This window comes from Kitasatospora sp. NBC_00240, assembly GCF_026342405.1.
Taxonomy (GTDB): domain Bacteria; phylum Actinomycetota; class Actinomycetes; order Streptomycetales; family Streptomycetaceae; genus Kitasatospora.
Genome location: NZ_JAPEMU010000001.1, coordinates 4,104,365 through 4,126,945 on the forward strand (window position 1 = coordinate 4,104,365; position 22,581 = coordinate 4,126,945).

The 22,581-nt window shown below is 72.4% G+C and carries 18 protein-coding genes; 9 read left to right on the forward strand and 9 right to left on the reverse strand.

Annotated elements, in window-relative coordinates; all coding sequences use genetic code 11:
• Positions 1–197 precede the first annotated feature (197 nt).
• The gene (locus tag OG689_RS17260; protein ID WP_266327222.1) at positions 198–551 is read right to left on the reverse strand and encodes a WhiB family transcriptional regulator; all 354 of its coding nucleotides are present in this window, start codon (positions 549–551) and stop codon (positions 198–200) included.
• A gap of 443 nt (positions 552–994) precedes the next feature.
• The gene (locus OG689_RS17265) at positions 995–1,672 is read right to left on the reverse strand and encodes a DUF1707 domain-containing protein (RefSeq protein ID WP_266327224.1); all 678 of its coding nucleotides are present in this window, start codon (positions 1,670–1,672) and stop codon (positions 995–997) included.
• 223 nt (positions 1,673–1,895) lie between these two features.
• Between OG689_RS17265 and OG689_RS17270 the strand changes: the two genes are divergently transcribed.
• Positions 1,896–3,584: a fumarate hydratase gene (locus tag OG689_RS17270; RefSeq protein WP_266321388.1), complete on the forward strand. Its 1,689-nt coding sequence runs from the start codon at positions 1,896–1,898 to the stop codon at positions 3,582–3,584.
• Positions 3,585–3,695: 111 nt separating this feature from the next.
• On the opposite strand, the gene OG689_RS17275 is transcribed toward OG689_RS17270, so the two are convergent.
• Positions 3,696–3,917 (reverse strand): hypothetical protein, encoded by a 222-nt coding sequence (locus OG689_RS17275; RefSeq protein ID WP_199881700.1) that lies wholly within the window; start codon positions 3,915–3,917, stop codon positions 3,696–3,698.
• A 216-nt stretch (positions 3,918–4,133) separates the two neighbouring features.
• On the opposite strand from OG689_RS17275, the gene OG689_RS17280 reads away from it, so the two are divergent.
• From OG689_RS17280 to OG689_RS17290, 3 genes are all read left to right on the forward strand, one after another.
• Positions 4,134–7,112, forward strand: a complete 2,979-nt coding sequence (locus OG689_RS17280) for an AfsR/SARP family transcriptional regulator (RefSeq protein ID WP_266321390.1) — start codon at positions 4,134–4,136, stop codon at positions 7,110–7,112.
• A 708-nt stretch (positions 7,113–7,820) separates the two neighbouring features.
• Positions 7,821–8,504, forward strand: a complete 684-nt coding sequence (locus OG689_RS17285; protein ID WP_266327226.1) for a class I SAM-dependent methyltransferase — start codon at positions 7,821–7,823, stop codon at positions 8,502–8,504.
• A 77-nt stretch (positions 8,505–8,581) separates the two neighbouring features.
• Positions 8,582–10,480 carry an ATP-binding SpoIIE family protein phosphatase gene (locus OG689_RS17290; RefSeq protein WP_266321391.1) on the forward strand — a complete coding sequence of 633 codons (1,899 nt, stop codon included), beginning with the start codon at positions 8,582–8,584 and terminating at the stop codon, positions 10,478–10,480.
• Between the two features lie 121 nt (positions 10,481–10,601).
• Here the strand turns inward: OG689_RS17290 and OG689_RS17295 are convergent, their stop codons facing one another.
• Entirely contained in the window at positions 10,602–11,078 is a 477-nt protein-coding gene (locus tag OG689_RS17295) for a MarR family transcriptional regulator (protein ID WP_266321392.1), read from the reverse strand.
• Between the two features lie 89 nt (positions 11,079–11,167).
• On the opposite strand from OG689_RS17295, the gene OG689_RS17300 reads away from it, so the two are divergent.
• The gene (locus tag OG689_RS17300) at positions 11,168–11,668 is read left to right on the forward strand and encodes an SgcJ/EcaC family oxidoreductase (protein ID WP_266321393.1); all 501 of its coding nucleotides are present in this window, start codon (positions 11,168–11,170) and stop codon (positions 11,666–11,668) included.
• Positions 11,669–11,837: 169 nt separating this feature from the next.
• Here OG689_RS17300 and OG689_RS17305 read toward each other — a convergent pair whose 3' ends face one another.
• Complete coding sequence (locus OG689_RS17305; RefSeq protein ID WP_266321394.1) at positions 11,838–12,803, reverse strand: LysR substrate-binding domain-containing protein; 966 nt, start codon at positions 12,801–12,803, stop codon at positions 11,838–11,840.
• A 199-nt stretch (positions 12,804–13,002) separates the two neighbouring features.
• Here OG689_RS17305 and OG689_RS17310 point away from each other — a divergent pair, with 199 nt between their 5' ends.
• From OG689_RS17310 to OG689_RS17320, 3 genes are all read left to right on the forward strand, one after another.
• Entirely contained in the window at positions 13,003–13,554 is a 552-nt protein-coding gene (locus tag OG689_RS17310) for a peroxiredoxin (RefSeq protein WP_266321395.1), read from the forward strand.
• Between the two features lie 3 nt (positions 13,555–13,557).
• Complete coding sequence (locus OG689_RS17315) at positions 13,558–14,100, forward strand: alkyl hydroperoxide reductase (protein WP_190214530.1); 543 nt, start codon at positions 13,558–13,560, stop codon at positions 14,098–14,100.
• Positions 14,101–14,216: 116 nt separating this feature from the next.
• Positions 14,217–14,663 carry a type VII secretion target gene (locus OG689_RS17320; RefSeq protein ID WP_266321396.1) on the forward strand — a complete coding sequence of 149 codons (447 nt, stop codon included), beginning with the start codon at positions 14,217–14,219 and terminating at the stop codon, positions 14,661–14,663.
• A 125-nt stretch (positions 14,664–14,788) separates the two neighbouring features.
• Here OG689_RS17320 and OG689_RS17325 read toward each other — a convergent pair whose 3' ends face one another.
• From OG689_RS17325 to OG689_RS17340, 4 genes are all read right to left on the reverse strand, one after another.
• Entirely contained in the window at positions 14,789–16,195 is a 1,407-nt protein-coding gene (locus OG689_RS17325) for an AI-2E family transporter (protein WP_266321398.1), read from the reverse strand.
• 542 nt (positions 16,196–16,737) lie between these two features.
• On the reverse strand, positions 16,738–17,457 hold the full coding sequence (locus tag OG689_RS17330; RefSeq protein WP_266321400.1) for a transglycosylase SLT domain-containing protein: 720 nt from the start codon (positions 17,455–17,457) through the stop codon (positions 16,738–16,740).
• A 541-nt stretch (positions 17,458–17,998) separates the two neighbouring features.
• A complete protein-coding gene (locus OG689_RS17335) occupies positions 17,999–19,333 on the reverse strand; it encodes a PhoH family protein (RefSeq protein WP_266321402.1) in 1,335 nt (444 codons plus the stop codon).
• A gap of 297 nt (positions 19,334–19,630) precedes the next feature.
• Positions 19,631–20,425 carry an isoprenyl transferase gene (locus OG689_RS17340; RefSeq protein ID WP_073925253.1) on the reverse strand — a complete coding sequence of 265 codons (795 nt, stop codon included), beginning with the start codon at positions 20,423–20,425 and terminating at the stop codon, positions 19,631–19,633.
• A 380-nt stretch (positions 20,426–20,805) separates the two neighbouring features.
• On the opposite strand from OG689_RS17340, the gene OG689_RS17345 reads away from it, so the two are divergent.
• Positions 20,806–22,407 carry a glycosyl hydrolase family 18 protein gene (locus tag OG689_RS17345; protein ID WP_266321404.1) on the forward strand — a complete coding sequence of 534 codons (1,602 nt, stop codon included), beginning with the start codon at positions 20,806–20,808 and terminating at the stop codon, positions 22,405–22,407.
• Positions 22,408–22,581 lie beyond the last annotated feature (174 nt).

Genomic DNA, 22,581 nt, shown 5'->3' on the forward strand with positions numbered 1-22,581 from the left:
GGCGTCCGAGGGTCACGGACCGCAGTCCGGACCGGGACGAGAGTCCTGACAGAACGTGAGCAGCGGCCTCGGCGGAGTCCCCCTCCGCCGAGGCCGCTGCCGTCTCCGTACCGGTCTTCGACCCCTCCCCGTCCGACCCCGCGGCCGCTGCGCCCCGACCGCCTCGCTCCGGGCCCGGCCCCGCCGGGCGGTCCCGCTCAGCCCGCTATCCGGCGGGTGGCGGGCACCCGGGCGGCCTCGCGGAGCTCCACGTCCCGGCGGCGACGGCGGGCCAGTACCACCCGGCGCTCGGCGGCCGTCAGGCCGCCCCACACCCCGTACGGCTCCGGCTGGACCAGTGCGTGCTCCCGGCACTCCAGCAGGACGGGGCAGCGGGCACAGACCCGCTTCGCCTGCTCCTCACGGGCCAGCCGGGCCGCCGTCGGCTCCTTGGACGGCGCGAAGAACAGACCCGCCTCGTCCCGGCAGCAGGCGGCGCCCGTGTGCCAGGGATTGTCCTCGTCGTGCGAGGGCGACGGCGACGGCTGCGGCGCGGCGGCGACAGGACGAATGGTGCGGGACTCGATCGGATGCAGCACGGCGTACTCCTGACGAGGCTCAGTCTCGGGGGAAGGCTCGCGTCCCTGCCCGGCTGCCCCGTGCCACACCCCCCGGGGCCGGCTCAGGCCGCCTCCGGTGTCACAGCCGTACAAGAAACGATGTGCGTGAGGAACTACCCCGCCCCATCCGGATTCATGCACACCGCACGCAACCGACTACGGAGTGCACTCAAGGCAATGCCGAGTGCCTGCCCGGGAGTTGACGGAGAGTGCGGGCGGCGGGGCGGACGGCGGCGGCTGCGTACCGCCGCGCCTGTCGCCCCCGTCCCGGCCCCGCCCGCTCCTCGTCCGCCGCTCGCCGCCCGGCGCCCTTCGCCCGCCACCCGTTGCCGGACGCCCGTCGCCCGCCACCCGTTGCCGGACGCTCGCCGCCGGATGCCCGGCGTCCGTCGGGCTCAGGTGCCGAGCTGCTTGCGCACCCACTCCTTGAGCTTCTTGCCCTTGCGCGGCTTGGCCTCGCAGCCGCCGAACACCGCGGCGCCCTTCACCCGCACCACCGGCGCGTACGGGTCGGCAGCCGTCTGCTCCTTCACGTCGAAACCGCCGAAGATGCCCACCCCGCCGCCGTGCAGGCTGACGTTCTCCGGCACCTTGATCTCGACCCCGCCGAACACCGCGGCCACCTCGATCACCACCTCGGGCGATTCGAACACCGCGTCCGTCAGGTCGATCTCGATCCCGCCGAACACCGCGACCGCGCGCAGGTGCGAGCCCACCCGCCAGCGGCCCTTCCGGGAGGCCCCGCCGAAGACCGCCAGCATCGTCGGCGCCTCCTGCCGGGCCGGCGGCCGCGGCGGCACCGGGGCGCCCTGCGGGGACTTCTCGAAGGAGATCGACCCGTGCGCGGGCAGGTCCCGGGTCAGCGGCGCCAGCTCGCCCAGGGTCTTCGCCCCGTACGCCGCCTCGATCCGCTCGGCGTGCTCCTCGACGTTCAGCCGGCCCTCCGCGTAGGCGTCCCGGAGGAGCTCGGCGACCCGCTCGCGGTCGGCGTCCGAGGCCCGCATGTCGGCCTCCGCCACAGGGGCGCCGTGGTCGGTCCGCGCGGGTGCGCGCGCGGGCTCGGGCTTGGTCATCGGTACGGGCGCGTGCCCCTGGTCGTCCTGCGGCTGGTCGTCCTGCGACGGCGAGTTGTCCACGGGGAAAGACTAGTCACCGCGGCCCTACCCGAACGACAGTTCCCCCGGTTTCCCGTGACTCCGGTCACGCAGGCAGACCTGTGCGCGTGCGCCGTTCCGCCGCCGCCTACCCTTGAGGGTGCTTCGCCGCCGCAGCCGGATCACCCTAAGGACCGCCCCCATGGCTCCCACGCCAGAGTTCGACTACACCGACCTGCTCCCCCTCGGTGCGGACCCCACCCCCTACCGCAAGATCACCTCCGAGGGCGTCTCCACCTTCGAGGCCGGCGGCCGCCGCTTCCTCAAGGTCGAGCCCGAGGCCCTGCGGCTGCTCACCGCCGAGGCGATGCACGACATCTCGCACTACCTGCGCCCCGCGCACCTCGCCCAGCTGCGCCGCATCCTGGACGACCCCGAGGCCAGCCCCAACGACCGCTTCGTCGCGCTGGACCTGCTGAAGAACGTCAACATCTCGGCCGGCGGCATCCTGCCGATGTGCCAGGACACCGGCACCGCGATCGTCATGGGCAAGCGCGGCCAGAACGTGCTCACCGAGGGCCGCGACGAGGCCGCCATCGCCGGCGGCGTCTTCGACGCGTACACCAAGCTCAACCTGCGGTACTCGCAGATGGCCCCGCTGACCATGTGGGACGAGAAGAACACCGGCAGCAACCTGCCCGCCCAGATCGAGCTGTACGCCACCGACGGCGACGCGTACAAGTTCCTGTTCATGGCGAAGGGCGGCGGCAGCGCCAACAAGTCGTACCTGTACCAGGAGACCAAGGCCATCCTCAACGAGGCCTCGATGCTGAACTTCCTGGAGCAGAAGATCCGTTCGCTCGGCACCGCGGCCTGCCCGCCGTACCACCTGGCGATCGTGGTCGGCGGCACCAGCGCCGAGTTCGCGCTGAAGACCGCCAAGTACGCCTCGGCCCACTACCTGGACGAGCTGCCCACCACCGGCTCCGCCGCCGGCCACGGCTTCCGCGACCTGGAGCTGGAGGCCAAGGTCACCGAGCTCACCCAGAAGATCGGCATCGGCGCCCAGTTCGGCGGCAAGTACTTCTGCCACGACGTCCGCGTCATCCGCCTGCCGCGGCACGGCGCCTCGCTGCCGGTCGCGATGGCCGTCTCCTGCTCCGCCGACCGCCAGGCGCTCGGCAAGATCACCGCCGAGGGCGTCTTCCTGGAGCAGCTGGAGACCGACCCGGCGAAGTACCTGCCGGACACCACCGACGAGGCCCTGCTGGTCAGCGGCTCCGCCGGGGGCGCCGACGACGTGGTGCGGATCGACCTCGACCAGCCGATGTCCGCCATCCGCAACGAACTCTCCAAGTACCCGGTGAAGACCCGCCTTTCGCTCAGCGGCACGCTCGTGGTCGCCCGCGACATCGCGCACGCCAAGATCAAGGAGCGGCTGGACGCCGGCGAGGGCATGCCCAAGTACCTCCAGGACCACCCGGTCTACTACGCGGGCCCCGCCAAGACCCCCGAGGGCTTCGCCTCCGGCTCCTTCGGCCCCACCACCGCCGGCCGGATGGACTCCTACGTCGACCAGTTCCAGGCCGCCGGCGGCTCGATGGTCATGCTCGCCAAGGGCAACCGCTCCAAGCAGGTCACCGACGCCTGCGCCAAGCACGGCGGCTTCTACCTGGGCTCCATCGGCGGCCCGGCTGCCCGCCTCGCCCAGGACTGCATCAAGAAGGTCGAGGTCCTGGAGTACGCGGAGCTCGGCATGGAGGCCGTCTGGCGCATCGAGGTCGAGGACTTCCCCGCCTTCGTCGTGGTCGACGACAAGGGCAACGACTTCTTCCGCGAGACCACCGAGGGCCCGCTGATCACCAACCTGCGGGTGCGCTCGGCGGAGTAGCCCGGCCGGCTCGTGCGGCCCACGGCGCCGGAACGCCGCCGCGCCGGACTCCTGGAGTCCGGCGCGGCGGCGTTCGGTGCCGGACGCGGGGCACCCTGCCCCGCGGTCCTGCTACGGACGGCTGGTGATCGCACCGAGGGGCTCGAAGACCTCGCCGGACTTGTCACCCTCGGCCGGCACCGGCTCGGCGACGGGCTCCCCGCCGAACAGGTCGTCCAGCCCGGGCTCGACCTCGACGGCCGGAGGGACGTATTCGGTCACCGGCTGCGTGGCGGCTGCCTCCTGCTCCGGCGTGGCCTGAGGCTCCGGCGTCGTGCTCTCGTTAGTGGCCATGAACGGGCCGCCTTTCGGGTCATCAGATCTCAGTGCGCCCGAACTGATGGTCCGGGCGCCCGGGCAAGTATCGTAGGGGCCGTTAAATGTCTTATAAACATCGTGCCGCTGGTGCTCCAGTCCACCGATTGCGCCCCTCCACCTAAACTGGCGTAGCTACTACGGACAGGCGAGCGCCCAACGCGGGAACCACCAGAAGCCACATCGGGGGAGTACATGGAGCTTCGGGAGACGCCGCACTCAGCGCTGCGCTTCCAGGTGCTCGGCCCGGTTCAAGCCTGGCGTGGCGAACAGGCGTTGTCCCTGGGATCGCCCCAGCAGCAAGCCGTCCTCACCGCACTGCTCCTCCAGCGCAGCAGGCCCGTCACCACCCAGGACCTCGTCGACGGACTCTGGGGCGACCGGCCCCCTCCGCAGGCCGTGGCGGCACTGCGCACCTACATCTCCCGCCTGCGGACCGTCATCGAGCCGGACCGGGAGACCCGGGCACCCGCCGCGCTGCTCGTCTCCGTCAGCGACGGGTACGCCCTGCGGATCCCCTCGTCCGCGCTCGACCTCTCGGCCTTCGACGCCGGCTTCGCCGAAGCGATGGGCGCCCGCACCGCCGGCCGGACCCACGAGGTGCACCGGCTGCTGGTCTCCGCACTCGCCCTGTGGCGGGGCCGCCCGCTGGCCGGCGTCCCCGGCCCGTACGCCGACGCCCAACGGCTGCGCCTGGCCGAACGCCACGTCACCGCGTGGGAGGAGCGCTGCGCGTCGGCCCTGGACATCGGCCTGCACTCGGAGATCGTGTCGGAGTTGAGCTCCCTCGCAGCCGAACACCCGCTGCGTGAGCGGATCCGCGAACTGCTGATGCTGGCGCTCTACCGCTGCGGACGGCAGGCGGAGTCCCTCGGCGTCTACTCCGACACCCGCAAGCTGCTCATCGAGGAACTCGGCGTGGAGCCGGGCACCGGCCTGGCCCTGATGCACTCGCGCATCCTCTCGGCCGACCCCGCCCTGATGCCCTCGCCGGAGTCCGAGGCCCGGCCCGCCGACCGGGACGACGCGCCTGCCTTCACCCCGCCGGCGCAACTCCCGGCCGACGTATCGGACTTCAGCGGCCGCTCCGAGCTCGTCAGTGAGCTCCGTGAAGTGCTCCGCAGCGCGGCGGGTCAGGCCGTGGTGGTCACCTCGCTCGCCGGCATCGGCGGCGTGGGCAAGACCACGCTCGCCGTGCACGTGGCCCACAGCGTGCGAAGTGCCTTCCCCGACGGCCAGTTGTACGTCGATCTGCGCGGCGCCGGGGCGTCGCCGGCCGACCCGGCCGTGGTCCTGGGCGACTTCCTCTACTCCCTGGGCGTCACGGAGACCCCGGACTCGCTGGAGCAGCGCGCCGCGCTCTACCGCTCGATCCTCGCCAACCGGCGGATGCTCATCCTGCTGGACAACGCCCAGGACGCCCAGCAACTGACGCCGCTGATCCCCGGGGTGTCCGGTTGCGCGGTGCTGGCCACCAGCCGCTCCCGGCTGGCCGGAATTCCCGGTGCCCACCTGGTCGATGTGGAGGAACTCAGCCCCGAGGAGGCGCTCGGCCTGTTCTCCGCCATCGTGGGCGAGCAGCGGGTCGCCGCGGAGCCCGACGCGTCCCTGGCGGTGGTGAAGGCGTGCGGGTTCCTCCCGCTCGCCGTACGCATCGCCGCCGCCCGGCTGGCCAGCCGGCCCCGCTGGAGCGTGTCCGACCTGGCCCGCCGCTTAGCGGACCAGCGGCGGCGGCTGGCCGAGCTGCAGCTCGGCAACCTGGCGGTGGAAACCACCATCGGGCTCGGGTACGGACAGCTGCGCCCCGAGGAGGCCCGCGCCTTCCGTCTGCTGTCCCTGGTGGACGCCCCCGATCTGCCGCTGAGCGCGGTGGCCGCACTGCTGGGACTCGACGAGGGCCGCGCCGAGGCGTTGGCGGAGGCCCTGGTCGAGGCCAACATGCTGGAGTGCTACTCCCCCGGGCGCTATCGCTACCACGATCTGCTGCGGCTCTACGCACAGCAGCAGAACGAGAAGCTGGCCGACGTCGAGCAGCAGCAGTCCGCCGTCCTGCGGCTCCTCGACCTGCTGCTCGCCACCCTGCTGAACGCGGCGCAGGCCATCGAGCCCGAGGACCTCCTGCCGGAGCCCCTGAACGAGCTGGTCTCCGAAGGGATCGGCTTCAGCACCGGGCCGGCCGCTCAACTCTGGCTGAGGGCCGAGACAACGCTGCTGCTGAGCACCGTCGAGGCAGCCGTCCGGGCGCCGTCCGGGATGCTGCGGCCGGCCGTGGACCTGCTGATCGTGCTGAACAGCATGGTCGAGGACCCGACCCACGGCCAGCGCATCCGGCAGATCCTGGAGACGGCCTACGTCGAGGCCAAGGCGCACGGTGACACCGCCGCGCTCGCCCGGGTGCGCTTCGCCCAGGGCTTCCTGCAGCATCTGACCAGCGAGTTCCACAATGCCGAGGTCTCCCTGCGGGAGAGCCTGAGCCTTCAGGGCGAGAACGACGTCACGATGCTGCGGTCCATGGTCGCGAACCTCCTCGGCATCATGCTCAGCATCGCGAACCGGCCTGCCGAGGCCCTGCCGTTCTTCGGGCAGGCGCTGGCGATCAGCCGGGTGATCGGGGCGCCGAGCGGTGAGGCCCGGCTGCTCGGCAACATCGCGCGCGCCCAGCTGGACGTCGGGCAGACCGTGGAGGCGGTCCGGTCCGTCCACGAGGCTGTCGCGACGGCGCGCACCTCCGGCAACGCCCCGTGCCTGGCCGACACGGTGTACCAGCTCGGCGTCGTGCTGCTCTCCACCGGCGACCCCGGCGGAGCCGCCGTCCACCTGCGCGAGGCCCATCAGCTCTACCAGTCCCAGCAGAACCGGCTGCGCGAGGCCTACACGCTGACCCGCCTCGCCAGCAGCCTGCTCGCCGACCGGCAGGTGCCGGCGGCGGCCGAGGCGGCCGAGGAGTCGCTGGCGATCGCGCAGGAGATGGACTCCGCCTACTGCCAGGGCCTGGCCAACGCCGCCCTCGGCGAGGCGCTGCTCCAGCTCGCGCAGCCCGCCCGCGGGCTGGCGTGTCTGCAGGAGGCGTACGCGATCTTCACCCGGCTCGGTGTGCCTGAGGCCTCCCCCGTGCTGGACCTCGTCTCCCGACAGCAGCAGCACACCGAGCCTTCCTCTCCCCCTGCGCCGTAGCCCTCCACCCCCCGTCCCCCGACAGGAGGGCTCTCCCCCCGGTCGCGTGTGCGGTGCCCCCGCAGCCCCCCGGCTGCGGGAACACCGTCGACGCTTCCCCGGCGCTGGATCCCACTGTGCACCCCGCTGATTGACGTTCGATAAACGCCGCGTCGGCGTGGGAAACCGCAGGTGGGAGGCGGTGGCCGGGCGCGCCATGCGGCGTGCGGCCGCGATCCGCACCACCCCGTACTGCTTCTGCACGCTGCCGTCGCCCGGGTGGTATCGGCCCCTCGGCCACGGGTTGGCCAAAAAGGGGCCCCACGGCGTAGTGATCACGCATATTCTCAAGCATCAGTGCATACAACAGGCAGTCAGGAGCGCACCGGGCACGGCCGGACCACGGCCGGCCAGGCAGCACGGAGTGACGCAGGGAGCGTGACAGACCGCCACCGGCAGTAGGCCGGCGAGGAAGTACGGTGCCGGCGAAGGCGGCGCCCGGCCTCGTACTGCCGACCGGCGGCCAGGGTGGAAGGGTGCCTCGCAATCGTGACGACCGGACAGATCTCCGATCCGACGCCCTCCGGCGCGTCGGCCGCCGCCCTGCCGTGCGCGTCGCGGCCCGCCGCCGTCCCTTGTGCCTCCGGCTCCCCCGTACCCGCCACCGCACCCGCCATCACCGCTCCCGGTACCGCACCTGTCACCGCCGCCCCCGGTACCGCCGACGCGCTGCGGCGCCGGGGCGTACGGGCCCTGCAGGCCGTCGCCTTCGACAGCATCGGCACCGGCTACAACGAGGCCTTCCCGGCCAAGGGCGGCCAGCTGGCCTGCGGCGAGTGGCTGCTGGGCGAGCTGGAGGCCGGCGCCGAGGTGCTGGACGTCGGCTGCGGGACGGGCGAGCCGACCGCCGGCCATCTGCTGGCCGGCGGCCTGCGGGTCACCGGCGTCGACCTGTCCGACGGGATGCTGGCACTGGCCCGCGCCACCGTCCCGCAGGCCGTCTACCACCGGATCGACATGTACGACCTGGCGACCGAGCGAGCCGACACCGCCTGGGACCTGCCCGCCCTGGGCCCGGCCGGGGCCGGCCGGTTCGCGGCCGCGACGGCGTTCTTCTCGCTGATCCTGCTGCCGCAGGACGAAGTCCCCGCCGTGCTGCGGCGGATCCGCCGGCTGCTGCGCCCCGGCGGCCTGCTGGCCCTGGGCATGGTGGAGGCCGATCTCGACCATGCCGCCCTGCCGTTCCTCGGCACCACACTGAGAATCACCGGCTACCTGCGCGAGGACCTCGAACGGGTGCTCACCGGCGCGGGGTTCGCCGTCGAGGAGCAGTTCGGGCTGCCGTACGCGCCGGCCAGCACCTCACTGCCGCCGGAGGAGCAGCTGTTCCTGCGCTGTCGGCGCGTCGGCTGAGCCGGCGCCGGCCACCGCACCCGGCCGGCGCGGCCCCCGGACCCGATTCCTCCCACTACCCCCCAGGACAGGCAGCCGTGCGCGACCAGCTCAAGCCCGAGACCGGGCAGCCACCTGCCGTGCCGGCGCAGCGCCGCCCGCCCCCCGGCGGCGGCGCCGACCCGAACGACGGCGAGGAGACCGACGGCGTCGCCGGTCCGGTGGCCGAACGGCTCGCCTACCTGGACGCCGCCACCCGCCGGATCAACAGCGCCCTGGACCTCGCCTCCACCCTGCGCAACCTGTGCCGGGTGCTGGTCCCCGCGCTGGCCGACGCCGCCGTGGTCCACCTGCGCGAGCCGCTCCCCAACGTCGAACGCGACCCGGGCTGCCCGACCCGGCTGCGCATCCACCACAGCCAGGGCACCCGGCTCGGCCGCCGCTCCGGCGCCGGCCCCAGCACGCCCGTCCCGCCGGACGGCGCGCTCTGCCGGGCGATGCTCAGCCGCGACCCGGTCGAGCCGGCGGTGCTCGGCACCCACTCGGACGCCCGGATCCGCCCGCTGCTGCGGGAGTTGTACGGCTCCCGGACGGCCGGACGGCTGGCGGCGGGCACCTCGGTGCTGGCCCTGCCGCTGCGCGGGCGCAAGGCGGTGCTGGGCCTGCTGGTGCTGATCCGCCGCCCGCCGAAGGGGGTGGCCGGCGCTCCCGAGGGGCCCGGGCCGACCGGGCCCGCCGGCCTCACCGCCGGCGGCGCTGCCGCCTCCGCCGCCTCGACCGGCCCGGCCGCCTTCGACGGTCCCGCCGACGGCCGGGAGCACGGCCGCTTCGACGCGGCCGACACCGCCACCGCCTCCCATCTGGCCACCCAGGCCGGACTCGCCGTCGACACCGCGCTGCGCTACTCCCGCGAGTGGGAGATCGCCGACGAACTGCAGCGCAGCATGCTGCCCACCCACCTGCCGCAGCCGCACGGCGTCCGGCTGGCGCACCGCTACCTGCCGGGCGAGCGCGGCGCGCAGGTCGGCGGCGACTGGTACGACGCGGTGCCGCTGCCGGGCAACCGGGTGGCCCTGATCGTCGGCGACGTGATGGGCCACTCGCTCACCTCGGCCGCCATCATGGGCCAGTTGCGGACCAGCGCGCAGACCCTGGCGGCCCTGGACCTGCCCCCGCACGAGGTGCTGTACCACCTCGACGAGCAAGCCCAACGCCTGGGCCGTGAACAACACTTGGCCACCTGCGTGTACGCGGTCTACGACCCGATCGCCAACCGGGTGGTGCTGGCCAACGCCGGCCATGTCCCGCCGGTGCTGGTCCAGCCGGACGGCCGCGCCGAGCTGCTGGACCTGCCGTCCGGCGCGCCGATCGGGGTCGGCGGCGTCGACTTCTCCTCGGTGGAGCTCCCGGCCCCGCCGGGCTCCGCGCTGCTGCTGTTCACCGACGGCCTGGTGGAGACCCGCCGCCGCCCGATCAGCATCGGCCTGGAGCTGCTCCGGGCCCGGCTGGCCACCTCGCACCGGCACTCTCCGGAGCACCTGTGCCAGGACGCCCTGCGGATCCTGCCGTCGGGCGACCGCGGCGACGACATCGCGCTGCTCGCGGCCTCCTTCGACGGCATCCCGGCCGAGGACGTCGCGCACTGGTACCTGCAGCCCCGGCACGAGACCCCCGGCCGGGCCCGCCGGCTGGCCGCGCACACGCTGCGCCGCTGGGGGTTGGAGCATCTCACCGAGTCGACCGAGCTGATGGTGAGCGAGCTGGTCACCAACGCCGTCCAGCACGCGACCCGCCCGGTGACGCTCAGCCTGGTCCGCACGTCGCGGCTGCGCTGCGAGGTCGGCGACGACAGCCCGCTGCTGCCCCGGCGGCGCCGGGCCGCGCCGGACGAGGAGCGCGGCCGGGGCCTGCAGATAGTCGCCCGGTGCGCGGACCGCTGGGGGGCGACCCGGCTGGGCGCGGGCAAGGTCGTCTGGTTCGAGCAGCGGCTGCCGTAGGCCGGTCCGTGGCCGCCCGGCCGGGCACGGACCGAGCACGGACCGGGCACACGCAATCCGGGTGGTCGTGGTCCGGGCCGTTCCGTGGGCCCGTACGACCCGGCCGACGGTTCGCGTCCGTTCACCGGGCCGGGGTGCCGCCGCCCGCCCGCAGGTCCCCGGCCGCCTCCTGGTAGGCACGGGTGGCCTGGGCGAAGTAGTCGAAGAGGACGTCCAGTTGCTCGGGCGAGTAGCGGCCGAAGACGTTTCCGATCCGCTGCCTGGCGGGCGCCATGACCTCGTCCAGGGCCGCGGGCCTGCCGACCGGCTCGACGATGACCTTGCGGCGGTCGTCGGGCGACGGCGTCCGGCGGACGTAACCGGCCTGCTCCAGCCGGTCGATGAGCCTGGTCGTCGGGCCGGTGGTCAGCCCGGTGCGGGTGGCCAGTTCACCGGGGGTCATCGCCCCCGACAGCTCCAGGATGTTCAGCGCGTACAGGTCGGTCGCTCCCAGGTCGCACGCCCGGGCCCCCGCGTGGCCGTGCAGCATCACCGCGCTCAGATACCGGCGGTAGATCCGGCTCGCGTCCGACGGCAGGCCCGGCTGATCAGTTGACACGGTCTTCCCCGCTTCCTAATCTCTTCTTTGAGGAAGAGAAATCCTCAGAGCAGTAACTTCTCCCAGGAAGCTACCATGGAGGTCGCATCATGAGCATCACCGCGGAGAACCCCGGCCCCACCGCCTCGGCCCAGGCCGACCTCGCCGCCGTCCGGGCCCTGCTGGAACAGTCCTGCGACGCCTGGAACCGCGGGGACGGCGCCGCCTACGGCGAACTGTTCACCGCCGACGCCACCGACGTGACCTACGTCGGGACGGTCTACACCGGCGGCCGCGAGATCGGCCGCGCCCACCAGGCGCTGTTCGACGGCTTCCTCAAGGGCAGCCGGCTGACCACCGAGATCATCGCGATCCGGCGCCACGGAGCCGACACCGCCGTCGTCCTCACCCGCGGCGACGTCCGGAAGGGACAGCCGAGGAAGAAGGAGAGGAAGCCGGGCAAGGTGGCGACCTACACGGTCGTCCGGGAGGCCGACGGGCGCTGGCGGATCGCCGCCGTCCAGAAGACCAGGCGCAACGCCCTGCTGGAAGCCCTCTCCTTCCGGTTCCAGCCCGCCACCCGGCCCGCCGCTCCGTCCGCCGCACGCTGACCCCGCCCCGGACCGCCCCACCCCGGACCGGATCGCGGATCGCGGATCGCGGATCGCCGCGGATTCCGTCCGCGCACATCGGGCACATCCGACGACGCTCCTGCCGGAGCCGGACTCACCGCTTCGTCCGGCAGCCGGCTGCCGGACGGCCGACCGACCGACCGACCGGCTACTCGACGATCCGGACGGGCAGCTCCCGCAGGGCGTCCCGCAGGGTGGCCGCGAAGCGGTCGTACTCGGCGGTGCGGGCGGAGCCCGGGCGGGTGGCGAGGCCGATCCGCCGGCCGGGGGCCGGGGCGGCGAAGCGGACGGAGGCCAGCCGGTCGGTCCGGCCCGCCTCGACGTCCAGGGCGGTGGCCGGCAGCAGCGTCACGCCGAGGCCGCCCGCGACCAGCTGGACCAGGGTGGAGAGGCCCGCGGCCCGGGTGCTGCCGCCCTGCGGGAGGTCGGCCCCGGTCTGCCGGCAGATGTCCAGGGCCTGGTCCCGCAGGCAGTGGCCCTCCTCCAGCAGCAGGACGTCCAGGTCGAGCAGGACGTCACGCGGCACGTCGGCCCGGCCGGCCAGCGGGTGCCCGGGCGGGGTGACCAGGACGAAGTCCTCGTCGAAGAGCGGGATGTCCCGAGTGGGCGAGCTGCCGCCGGAGGGCAGTGCGAGCAGCAGGACGTCCAGCCGGCCGGCCGCCAGCCCGTCCAGCAGCGAGGGGGTGCGCTCCTCGTGGACGTGCAGTTCGAGGTCGGGGTAGCTGGTGCGGACCAGCCGGAGCAGGGCGGGCAGCAGGTAGGGCGCGACGGTCGGGATGACGCCGAGGTGCAGCGGTCCGGTGAACGGGCGGCGGGCCGCCTCGACCTCCTCGGTGAGGGCGTGCAGGGAGGACAGCACCCGGCGCGCGTGATCCAGGACACGCTCGCCCAGTGGGGTGATGATGACCTTGCGGGTCGTACGCTCCACGAGCTGCGCGCCCAGGGCCTCCTCCAGCGCGGCGACCGCCCCGGACAGGGCCGGCTGGCTGGTGCCGCTGGCCGCCGCGGCGTCCCGGAAGTGGCGGTGCTCGGCGACCGCCGCGAAGGCCCTGAGCTGGGCGACCGTAGGTGTGCGGGGTCCGCGCGGGGCGCTGCCCGCTGTGCCGCTCGCCACACCGCTGTCGGGTTTGCGCGCCCGCTCCCGGCGGGGGTTGGGCTGTTGGGTATTGATAGCTCTCTCCGATCAGATGAATCGAGTCTAGCTATTTCCGCGATCAGTGCCCGTCGTGTCACTGTGGATCACGCCCGGAAGCTGTCGAATCATAGGCAATACGGGCAGAAACCCTCACATCCCACACCCAGGAGAAGTGAACGTGCTCACGATCGGTGACAAGTTCCCCGAGTTCGAACTCAACGCCTGCGTCGACCTCGACGCCGCGAACGCGTTCGCCGAGATCAACCACAAGACCTACGAGGGCAAGTGGAAGATCGTCTTCTTCTGGCCGATGGACTTCACCTTCGTCTGCCCGACCGAGATCGCCGCGTTCGGCAAGCTGAACGAGGAGTTCGCCGACCGTGACGCCCAGATCCTCGGCGTCTCCGGCGACTCCGAGTTCGTCCACCACGCCTGGCGCAAGGACCACAAGGACCTGCGCGACCTGCCCTTCCCGATGCTGGCCGACATCAAGCACGAGCTGATGCAGGCGTGCGGCGTCGAGGGCGCGGACGGCACCGCCCAGCGCGCGGTGTTCATCGTGGACCCGAACAACGAGATCCAGTTCGTCATGGTGACCGCCGGCTCCGTCGGCCGTAACCCCAAGGAGGTCCTGCGGGTGCTGGACGCCCTGCAGACCGACGAGCTGTGCCCGTGCAACTGGAACAAGGGCGAGGCCACCCTGGAAGCCGACCAGCTGCTGGCGGGCTGACCCATGGCCCTCGACGACCTGAAGGCGGCACTCCCCGAGTACGCCAAGGACCTCAAGCTCAACCTGAGCGCGGTCATAGGCAACTCCGACCTCCCCGCCCAGCAGCTCTGGGGCACCGTGCTGGCCTGCGCCATGGCCACCCGCAGCCCCTCCGTCCTGCGCGAGCTGGAGCCCGAGGCCAAGGCCAACCTCACCCCGGCGGCGTACAACGCCGCCAAGGGCGCGGCCGCGGTGATGGGGATGAACAACGTCTACTACCGGACGCTGCACCTGCTCTCCGACAAGGAGTACAGCAGCATGCGGGCCGGCCTGCGGATGAACATCATCGGCACCCCGGGCGTCGAGAAGGCCGACTTCGAGCTCTGGTGCTTCGCGGTCTCCGCGATCAACGGCTGCGGCCAGTGCCTCGACTCGCACGAGGCCGTGCTCCGCAAGCACGGCGTCGAGCGCGAGGTGATCCAGGCCTCGATGAAGATCGCCGCCATCCTCCAGGGCGTCGCCGCGACTCTCGATTCCGAGGCCGTCCTCGCGGGCGTCACCGCCTGACGCACCGCCGACAGCAACACCGAAGGGCCCGCCGAACCGGCGGGCCCTTCGGTGTTCGCAGCCGTCCGCACGGGAACCAGCCGCACCGCCCCGGCGTCACAGCCTGTGCCGTCATCATGACGGAGCACGCACGGAGCCATCCATCCGAACAGGAGAACCAGGCTGTGCCTGACACGGGGGGAAGCGGGGGCTTCCGCGTCCATCCGGACGAGCTTCGAGCCGCCGGAAAAGCCGTGCAAGAGACCGCTGATCGGATTCCGGGGGAGACCGAAGAGGTCCTTGCCTCCTCCGACCGGACCGAAGGACAGATCCACGGCCTGCAGACCACCGCCGCGCTGAACGACTGCACGGATGCATGGCGCAGTCTGCTGGACAACCTGCATACAGAGATGAACCAACAGGGCCAGAACCTGATCCATTCTGCAGAGGATTACCAGAATGCCAACACAAGCGTCCGGACCCCGAAGGATTACCCCAAGGATCCCTTCGGCTCGCCGCCCCCCGACGTGGTCGGTTCGGTGGCCTTGCGCAACACCCTGAGCGACCCCTACTGGTCCGGGTGAGGAGGCCGGCCCCGGGACCGCCTTCCGGGCTGTGACCGCTGCCGGCCACCACCGAGCGCCCGCGTGATGCTCCCGCAGGGCGCGCGGTGGTGGCCGGTGCGAACGAAGATCGCCGGCGCCGCGACTCAGACGGCGTCGACCTCGGCGGTGCTCCCGCCGCCGGCTGCCCCCACCGTACGGGCCGCCGCTTCGCGGGCCGCCTCCAGGGCGACGAAGACCTCCTGGCCGGCCTCGTTGCGGCGGCGCAGGTGGGTGACCACGGTGTTGGTGACGGCGATCAGCGGGACAGCGACGATGGCGCCGCCGATGCCGCCGACGATCGAGCCGGCCGCGACACCGAGCACCACGCCGAGCGGGTGGACCCGGACGGCGCGGCCGAGGATCAGCGGCTGCAGGATGTGTCCCTCCAGCTGCTGCACGGCCACCAGCACCACCAGCACCATCAGCGCGGTGAACGGGCCCTCGGTGACCGCCGCGATCAGCACCGCGATGGTGCCGGTGACCAGTGCCCCGACCAGCGGGACGAACGCCCCCAGGAAGATGATCACCGCCAGCGGCAGGGCCAGCGGGACACCCAGCAGCTCGATGCCGATACCGATGCAGACCGCGTCGATGAAGGCCACGCAGACGGTGCCCCGGACGTACGCGGTGAGCGTCGCCCAGGCCTTGGGGCCGGCGCCGGCCATCGCGTAGCGCGAGTGGCGGGGCAGGCCGCGCAGCGCCCAGCCCCAGATCTTCTCACCGTCGTACAGCAGGAAGAAGGTGGTGAAGAAGGCGAGCAGCATGGCGGTCAGCACCTCGACCGCGATCTGCGCGCCGGTGATCCCCGCGGAGGTGATCTGCTCCGAGTTGGCGTTGATCGCGGTGGTGATCTGCTTCGCGAAGTCGTTGATCTGCTGCTGGGTCAGGTGCAGCGGCCCGGTGACGAGCCAGTCCCGCAGTTTGTCGACGCCGTCCTGGACCCGGACGGTGACCGACGGGAGGTTGGTGGTCACCTGCCAGACCACGAACCAGCCGACCAGGCCGATGCCGGCCAGGCCGCTGAGGAAGGTGCCGGCGGCCGCCAACGAGCGCGGCACCCCGCGCCGGCGCAGCCAGGAGACGGTGGGCTCCAGCAGGGCGGAGATCAGCAGCGAGGCGAGCACCGCGAAAGCGACCAGGCGCAGCATGTCGACGACCCGGAAGACGACGTACAGTGCGGCCCCGAGCAGCAGCAGCCGCCAGGTCGACTCGGCGGCCACCCGCAGGCCCCACGGGACGGCCTCGGCCGGGGTGGCGGGGCGGCCGGGGTGCACCTCGCGCCCGAAGGCGCCGTGGCTGGGCAGGTAGGGCTCCGGCGGTGCCTCGGCCGCCGGGCGCCGGGGCGGGGGGATCTGCTCGTCGTGCACGGCCGGGGCTGCCATGAGGGCGGCGGGCGCGGCCGGTTCGGCGGCGATCGCCGCGCGCCGGCGGCGCTCGATGCCGGCGGCCGCGCGGGCGACCAGCGCCAGCCCGGTGGCCGCCGCCGTGAATGCTTTTCCGCCCCGTGCCATCTCGACCTACCACCGCTCCCCGTCGGACCGCCGTCCCTGGCGGTACGCCGTGGGTGTCGCCACGGCCGTGGTGAAGACGCTACCTGCCCGGCGGCCGGCGGGTCCGGGTGGCCGGTGAGTTGGTGGCCGGACCGGTCGGCCGGCGCGCGAGGCAATCGTCACAAACCCATCGAAAGGGGTGGTTTCAGGTACCCGAGGGCAGGGGAGGTACCCGAACGAAGGAGCACTTCGGACCGCGGCCGAGCCGGGGGCCGGAGTGGTCCGTCGGACCAACCGCCGGCGGACCGGCCGGTGCGGGAAGCTACCAGGACCCCTTCCCGCGCCCCGCGTCCGCACCCAGGACCGCACCGTCCGCGCGCACTGGTCAGCGCAGCCCGGGCGGGGCGGCCCGCCCGACGGACGGTCCTCGCACCATGGAGCGCCGGGACACGGCAAGGCCCCCGACCGTACGGTCGGGGGCCTTGCCGGACAGCATCGGGGCCGACCGGCACGCACTGCCGGGCGACTCCTGGCACCGGGGACCGGTGCCGGGTACCAGTGGCCTAGTACCAGTGGTGCGACTGCCAGAACGACCAGGCGCCGCAAGGGCTGCCGTAGCGGCTGTTCATGTAGCCGAGACCCCACTTGATCTGCGTCGCGGGGTTGGTGCGCCAGTCGGCGCCGGCCGAGGCCATCTTGCTGCCGGGCAGCGCCTGGACCAGGCCGTACGCGCCGGAGCTCGCGTTGGTGGCCGTGTAGTTCCAGCCGCTCTCGCGCTTCACGATCTGGCTGAAACACTGGAACTGCGTGTCGTTGCCGATGATCTGCTGGGCGAGCTCCTGCACCGAACCCGGGCTGACCGAGACCGGCGGGGCCGAGTTCTCGACCGCGGCCATCGTCGAGCGCGCCTTGGAGCGGTTCGCAGCGGCCTCGTCGGCCTTGCGCTTCTCGTCGGCGGCCTGGGCGGCCTGGGCGGCGGCCTTCTCCGCGTCCGCCTTGGCCTGGGCGTCGGCAGCGGCCTTCTGGCGCGCGGCTTCCTCCGCGGCCTTCTTGGCAGCAGCGTCGGCGGAGGCCTGCTGGGCGGAGGCCTGGTGGCTGAAGTTGTCGCTTATGGTCTGCGCCTGGGCGCCTGAGGGGACGTCGGCAAGCAGGGTCGCGCCTGCGACATCGACCGTCTGCACGGCCTTGCCCTCGCTGCCCGAGGCCACACCCGCGACGGCACCGACAGCGGTGACGACGGTGGCGGAGGCCACAGCGACTCCCCGGACCGAGATCCGAGTCACATGGTTTCCTTCCAGCATCGCCCACGCGTGACCGTACGGGCGCAACATGCCCCTTGGCACTGTCCTCCGCCGAGCTGGTCACGGGAGGTGCTGGCCCGGCGCCCGGCCGATGGTGGTCGGCTGGACGTGTGAATCGGGCGGCGTACGGCTCAGGTTTTCAGTTGTCCTCCCACCGACCGGAGTTGGCGGGCACTTCGCACACATCGTCACCGTCTGGGTGACGCGGACCCCGGTGAAGGGGCCCTGTCGTGCCGTACGCGGGGCCTGACAGGGAACTCACCATGCCGCACCGGGCATCTCCGGCGCAATTCCCGTCTGCGTGGCGCATCTCACAATCCTCCGGGGCGAGAAATTTCGCCGTTCGGCGGACAGCGGGCGATCCGATGTGATGACAAACGTGGAGCCCGCCCTCTCAAGGGCGGGCTCCACCATGCGAATTGACCACCTATGACCCGCTACATCCGATTTGCCCGATGCTGCTCCGGCCCAGGACCCGGCCCAGGACCCGGCCCAGGTCCCGGGCCGCACCGGACCGGCCGGCCTAGGGCTGGATGTCCTCCAGCATCTCGGTGACCAGGGCGGCGATCGGGGAGCGTTCGGAGCGGGTGAGGGTGATGTGGGCGAACAGCGGGTGGCCCTTCAGCTTCTCGACGACGGCGACGACGCCGTCGTGGCGGCCGACTCTGAGGTTGTCGCGTTGGGCGACGTCGTGGGTGAGGACGACGCGGGAGCCCTGGCCGATCCGGGAGAGGACCGTGAGCAGCACGTTGCGTTCCAGCGACTGGGCCTCGTCGACGATCACGAAGGCGTCGTGCAGGGAGCGGCCGCGGATGTGGGTGAGGGGGAGGACCTCCAGCATGCCGCGGGAGATGACTTCCTCGATGACGTCGGGGGTGGTGACGGCGGAGAGGGTGTCGAAGACGGCCTGGGCCCAGGGGCTCATCTTCTCGGACTCGGAGCCGGGGAGGTAGCCGAGTTCCTGGCCGCCGACGGCGTAGAGCGGTCGGAAGACCATCACCTTGCGGTGCTGCTGGCGTTCCAGGACGGCTTCGAGTCCGGCGCACAGGGCGAGGGCGGACTTGCCGGTGCCGGCGCGTCCGCCCATGGAGACGATGCCGACGTCGGGGTCGAGGAGCAGGTCGAGGGCGACGCGTTGTTCGGCGCTGCGTCCGCGCAGGCCGAAGGCTTCGCGGTCGCCTCGCACGAGGCGGACGCGGCCGTCGCCGGCGACGCGGCCCAGGGCCTTGCCGCGCTCGGAGGTGAGGACGAGTCCGGTGTGGACGGGGAGCTCGTCGACGCCGTCGACCTCGACGGTGTGGTCGTGGCCGGCGCCGAAGAGGGCGTCGACCTGGTCGCCGGAGACGTGGAGTTCGGACATGCCGGTCCAGCCGGAGGTGGAGGCGAGTTCGGCGCGGTACTCCTCGGCGAGCAGGCCGACCGAGCTGGCTTTGATGCGCAGCGGGAGGTCTTTGGAGACGACGGTGACGTCGTAGCCCTCGGCCTGGAGGTTGCGGGCGACGGCGAGGATGCGGGTGTCCGCCTCGCCGCCGCCGATGCGGTAGCCGGCGGGCAGTATCGACGTGTCGGAGTGGTTGAGTTCCACCCGGATGGTGCCGCCGAGTTCGCCCACCGGGATCGGCTCGTCGAGGCGGCCGTGCCGGATCCGGTAGTCGTCGAGCAGGCGCAGTGCCTGGCGGGCGAAGTAGCCCAGCTCGGGGTGGTGGCGCTTGGCCTCCAGCTCGGTGACCACCACCACCGGCAGGACGACCTCGTGCTCCTCGAAGCGCGTCATGGCGAGAGGGTCTGCCAGGAGCACGCTGGTGTCGAGAACGTACGTGCGCCGGTCTGGTGTCCGGCGGCTCTTGGAACTGACCACTAGGCCTCCAGGGCGGATGACCCTGCGTCACCCGCGGCATACCGGCCCCCGTGGCCCCGGTGGCCCAGGTACCGGTCTGATCCGAGTATTCCCAGGCGAGGGGTGGTGCATTCGCGCCGGGAAGAACTGACGGATCATTCCTGGTGAACGTTTGCCCGCACCGGCGGCGGGTACGTCAGCCCTTCGGAAGCCCCACGGGCTGTCAGCTCCCGACGAGCCCGGCGGCGGCTGTCGCGCCGGCCCGGCCATCGGCCGGCCGGGGCGGGTCCGCGCGGGCGGCCGGGCGGCGCGGGCGGGTCAGAGCCCGAGGCGCCGGTTGCGCTGCTGGAAGTCGCGCAGCGCCCGCAGGAAGTCGACCTTGCGGAAGGCCGGCCAGTACGCCTCGCAGAAGTAGAACTCGCTGTGGGCGCTCTGCCAGAGCAGGAAGCCGGACAGCCGCTGCTCGCCGGACGTGCGGATCACCAGGTCCGGGTCGGGCTGGCCCTTGGTGTAGAGGTGCTCGGCGATGTGCTCGACGTCCAGCACCTCGGCCAGCTCCTCGATCGAGGTGCCGCGGCCGGCGTGCTCCTGGAGCAGCGAGCGGACGGCGTCGGCGATCTCGTGCCGGCCGCCGTAGCCGACCGCCACGTTGACCGTGATCCCGTCGATGTGGGCGGTGTCCTGGGCGGCGCGCTTGAGGACGTCGGCGGTGTGCTGCGGGAGCAGGTCGAGGGCGCCGACCGGGTTGACCTTCCAGCGGCGGGCGTCGGCGAGGCCGGTGACGGCGTCCTCGATGATCCCGAGCAGCGGGACGAGCTCCTCGGCGGGCCGGGAGAGGTTGTCGGTGGAGAGCATCCACAGGGTGACGACCTTGACGTGGGTCTCGTCGCACCAGCCCAGGAACTCACTGATCTTGTCCGCGCCGCGCTGGTGGCCGTACGCGGTGGTGCCGCCGGTGGCCTTGGCCCAGCGCCGGTTCCCGTCGAGGATCACGCCGATGTGGTGGGGCGTACGGGCGAGGTGCACCTCGACCCGGCGGCCGTACAGGCCGTACATACCGTCCAGCAGGGTGCGCAGACCCGGCGTGCGTTCGACGACATCGCGCAGACCCATGGCTTCCGGCCCCTCCGTGCTCATTCCCTTGGGGTGCGTACAACCCCCGCGCGCAGCCTACTCCCGCACGGTGCCACTCGGTAAAGCCGCAGGTCCCGGTCCGGTTACGGTCCGGTAGCGCCAGGTGTACGGCGGCCGGGCGGCCGGTGAACCCGGTCGGATACGGAATGGTCTCCGCTTCCTTAAGGGATCCGTAAGGCGGGTTCCGGATGCTTGACGACCCCCATTGGTCTAGTCCAGCTTGTGTGTCCAAGGGCGAGCGCACCACCGACGCCGCCCTTCCCCCACACCAGTCCTGCGGACCTTCCCTCCCCCACAACGCGGCCGCCGCGCCCCCCACCGCGGCGGCCGCTCCCTCCTCCCACAGGAGCGTCGACAGCATGGCCCGTACGCTGAACCAGCCCGCGCACAAGCGCCGGCGAAGCACCCTGCCCGCCCTCGCGGCCGGCACCACGGCCCTCGCGCTGGCCGGCACCGGCCTGGCCCTGTTCGCGGGCGGCGCCAGCGCCGCCGTCGGCAACGTGGCGACCAACGGCGGCTTCGAGAACGGTCTGACCGGCTGGAGCTGTGTCGGCGCCACGAGCGCGGTCAGCACCCCGGTCCACTCCGGCACCGGCGCGCTCAAGGCGACCCCGGGCGCCGGCGACACCGCCGAGTGCCGCCAGACCGTCTCCGTGCTCCCCAACACCAGCTACACGCTGAGCGGTTGGGTCCAGGGCCCGTACGTCTACCTCGGCGCCAGCGGCACCGGCGGCACCGACCCGAGCACCTGGTCGAACCAGAGCACCTGGAACCAGCTCAGCACCACCTTCACCACCGGCGCCACCACCAACACCGTCACGCTCTACGTGCACGGCTGGTACGGCCAGGCCACCTACGGCGCCGACGACATCACCCTGACCGGCCCGGCCGGCACCGCCTCGCCGAGCCCGACGGTCACCCCGACCGCCACGCCCACCGCGACCAGCTCGCCGACGGCCACCAGCTCCCCGACGGCCACCAAGTCGCCGACCGCCACCCCCACGGCCACCGCCTCCCCGACCGCCACGCCCACCGCGACGGCGACGCCCACCCAGCCCGCCACCGGGCTGCCCAAGCACGCGGTGACCGGCTACTGGCAGAACTTCGACAACGGCGCCACCGTCCAGCGCCTGCGTGACGTCCAGAGCGCGTACGACATCATCGCGGTGTCCTTCGCCGACGCCACCACCACGCCCGGCGGGATCAGCTTCACCCTCGACCCGAAGCTCTCCACCGCGCTCGGCGGCTACACCGACGCCGACTTCAAGGCCGACATCGCCGCCAAGCGCGCGGCCGGCAAGAAGGTCGTCCTCTCGGTCGGCGGGCAGAACGGCGCGATCAGCGTCGCCAACTCCGCCGCCGCGACCACCTTCGCCAACAACGCGTACGCGCTGATCCAGCAGTACGGGTTCGACGGGGTCGACATCGACCTGGAGAACGGCGTCGACGCCACCTACATGGCGCAGTCGCTGCACACCCTGGCGGGCAAGGTCGGCTCCGGCTTCATCCTGACCATGGCCCCCGAGACCATCGGGATGTACAGCACCGCCGGCAACTACTTCCAGCTGGCGCTGAACGTCAAGGACATCCTGACCGTCGTCAACACCCAGTTCTACAACTCGGGCGGCATGAACGGCTGCGACGGCAAGGTCTACAACCAGGGCAGCATCGACTTCATCACCGCCCAGATCTGCACCCACATCCAGGGCGGCCTGCGGCCCGACCAGGTCGGCATCGGCGTCCCGGCGTCCACCAAGGGCGCGGGCAGCGGCTACGTCTCCTCCACCGTCGTCAACAACGCGCTGGACTGCCTGGCCACCGGCAACCACTGCGGCAGCTTCGTCCCGCCGGCCAAGTGGCCGACCATCCGCGGCGTCATGACCTGGTCCACCAACTGGGACGCGGCCAACAACAACGACTTCTCCAACAACGTGGGCAGCTACGTCCACAACATGCCGTAACTCTCCCCGGCGCGCCGCTCCTTGAGGGTGGAGTACGCGCGCCCACGGCGGGGCCCGCCGCACCGACCAGGTGCGGCGGGCCCCGACCGCGTTCGGGCCGGAGCGGGCGGACCCCACGACGGGGGCCGGGGCAAGGGCCGGAGCGGCAGGACCCCACGGCGGGGCCGGGGCACG

Coding starts and splice junctions, on each gene's coding strand:
- OG689_RS17265 (WP_266327224.1), bottom strand. CDS start 1,672: ATGACCAAGCCCGAGCCCGCGCGCGCACCCGCGCGGACCGACCACGGC.
- OG689_RS17270 (WP_266321388.1), top strand. CDS start 1,896: ATGGCTCCCACGCCAGAGTTCGACTACACCGACCTGCTCCCCCTCGGT.
- OG689_RS17275 (WP_199881700.1), bottom strand. CDS start 3,917: ATGGCCACTAACGAGAGCACGACGCCGGAGCCTCAGGCCACGCCGGAG.
- OG689_RS17280 (WP_266321390.1), top strand. CDS start 4,134: ATGGAGCTTCGGGAGACGCCGCACTCAGCGCTGCGCTTCCAGGTGCTC.
- OG689_RS17300 (WP_266321393.1), top strand. CDS start 11,168: ATGAGCATCACCGCGGAGAACCCCGGCCCCACCGCCTCGGCCCAGGCC.
- OG689_RS17315 (WP_190214530.1), top strand. CDS start 13,558: ATGGCCCTCGACGACCTGAAGGCGGCACTCCCCGAGTACGCCAAGGAC.
- OG689_RS17320 (WP_266321396.1), top strand. CDS start 14,217: ATGACGGAGCACGCACGGAGCCATCCATCCGAACAGGAGAACCAGGCT.
- OG689_RS17325 (WP_266321398.1), bottom strand. CDS start 16,195: ATGGCACGGGGCGGAAAAGCATTCACGGCGGCGGCCACCGGGCTGGCG.
- OG689_RS17340 (WP_073925253.1), bottom strand. CDS start 20,425: ATGGGTCTGCGCGATGTCGTCGAACGCACGCCGGGTCTGCGCACCCTG.
- OG689_RS17345 (WP_266321404.1), top strand. CDS start 20,806: ATGGCCCGTACGCTGAACCAGCCCGCGCACAAGCGCCGGCGAAGCACC.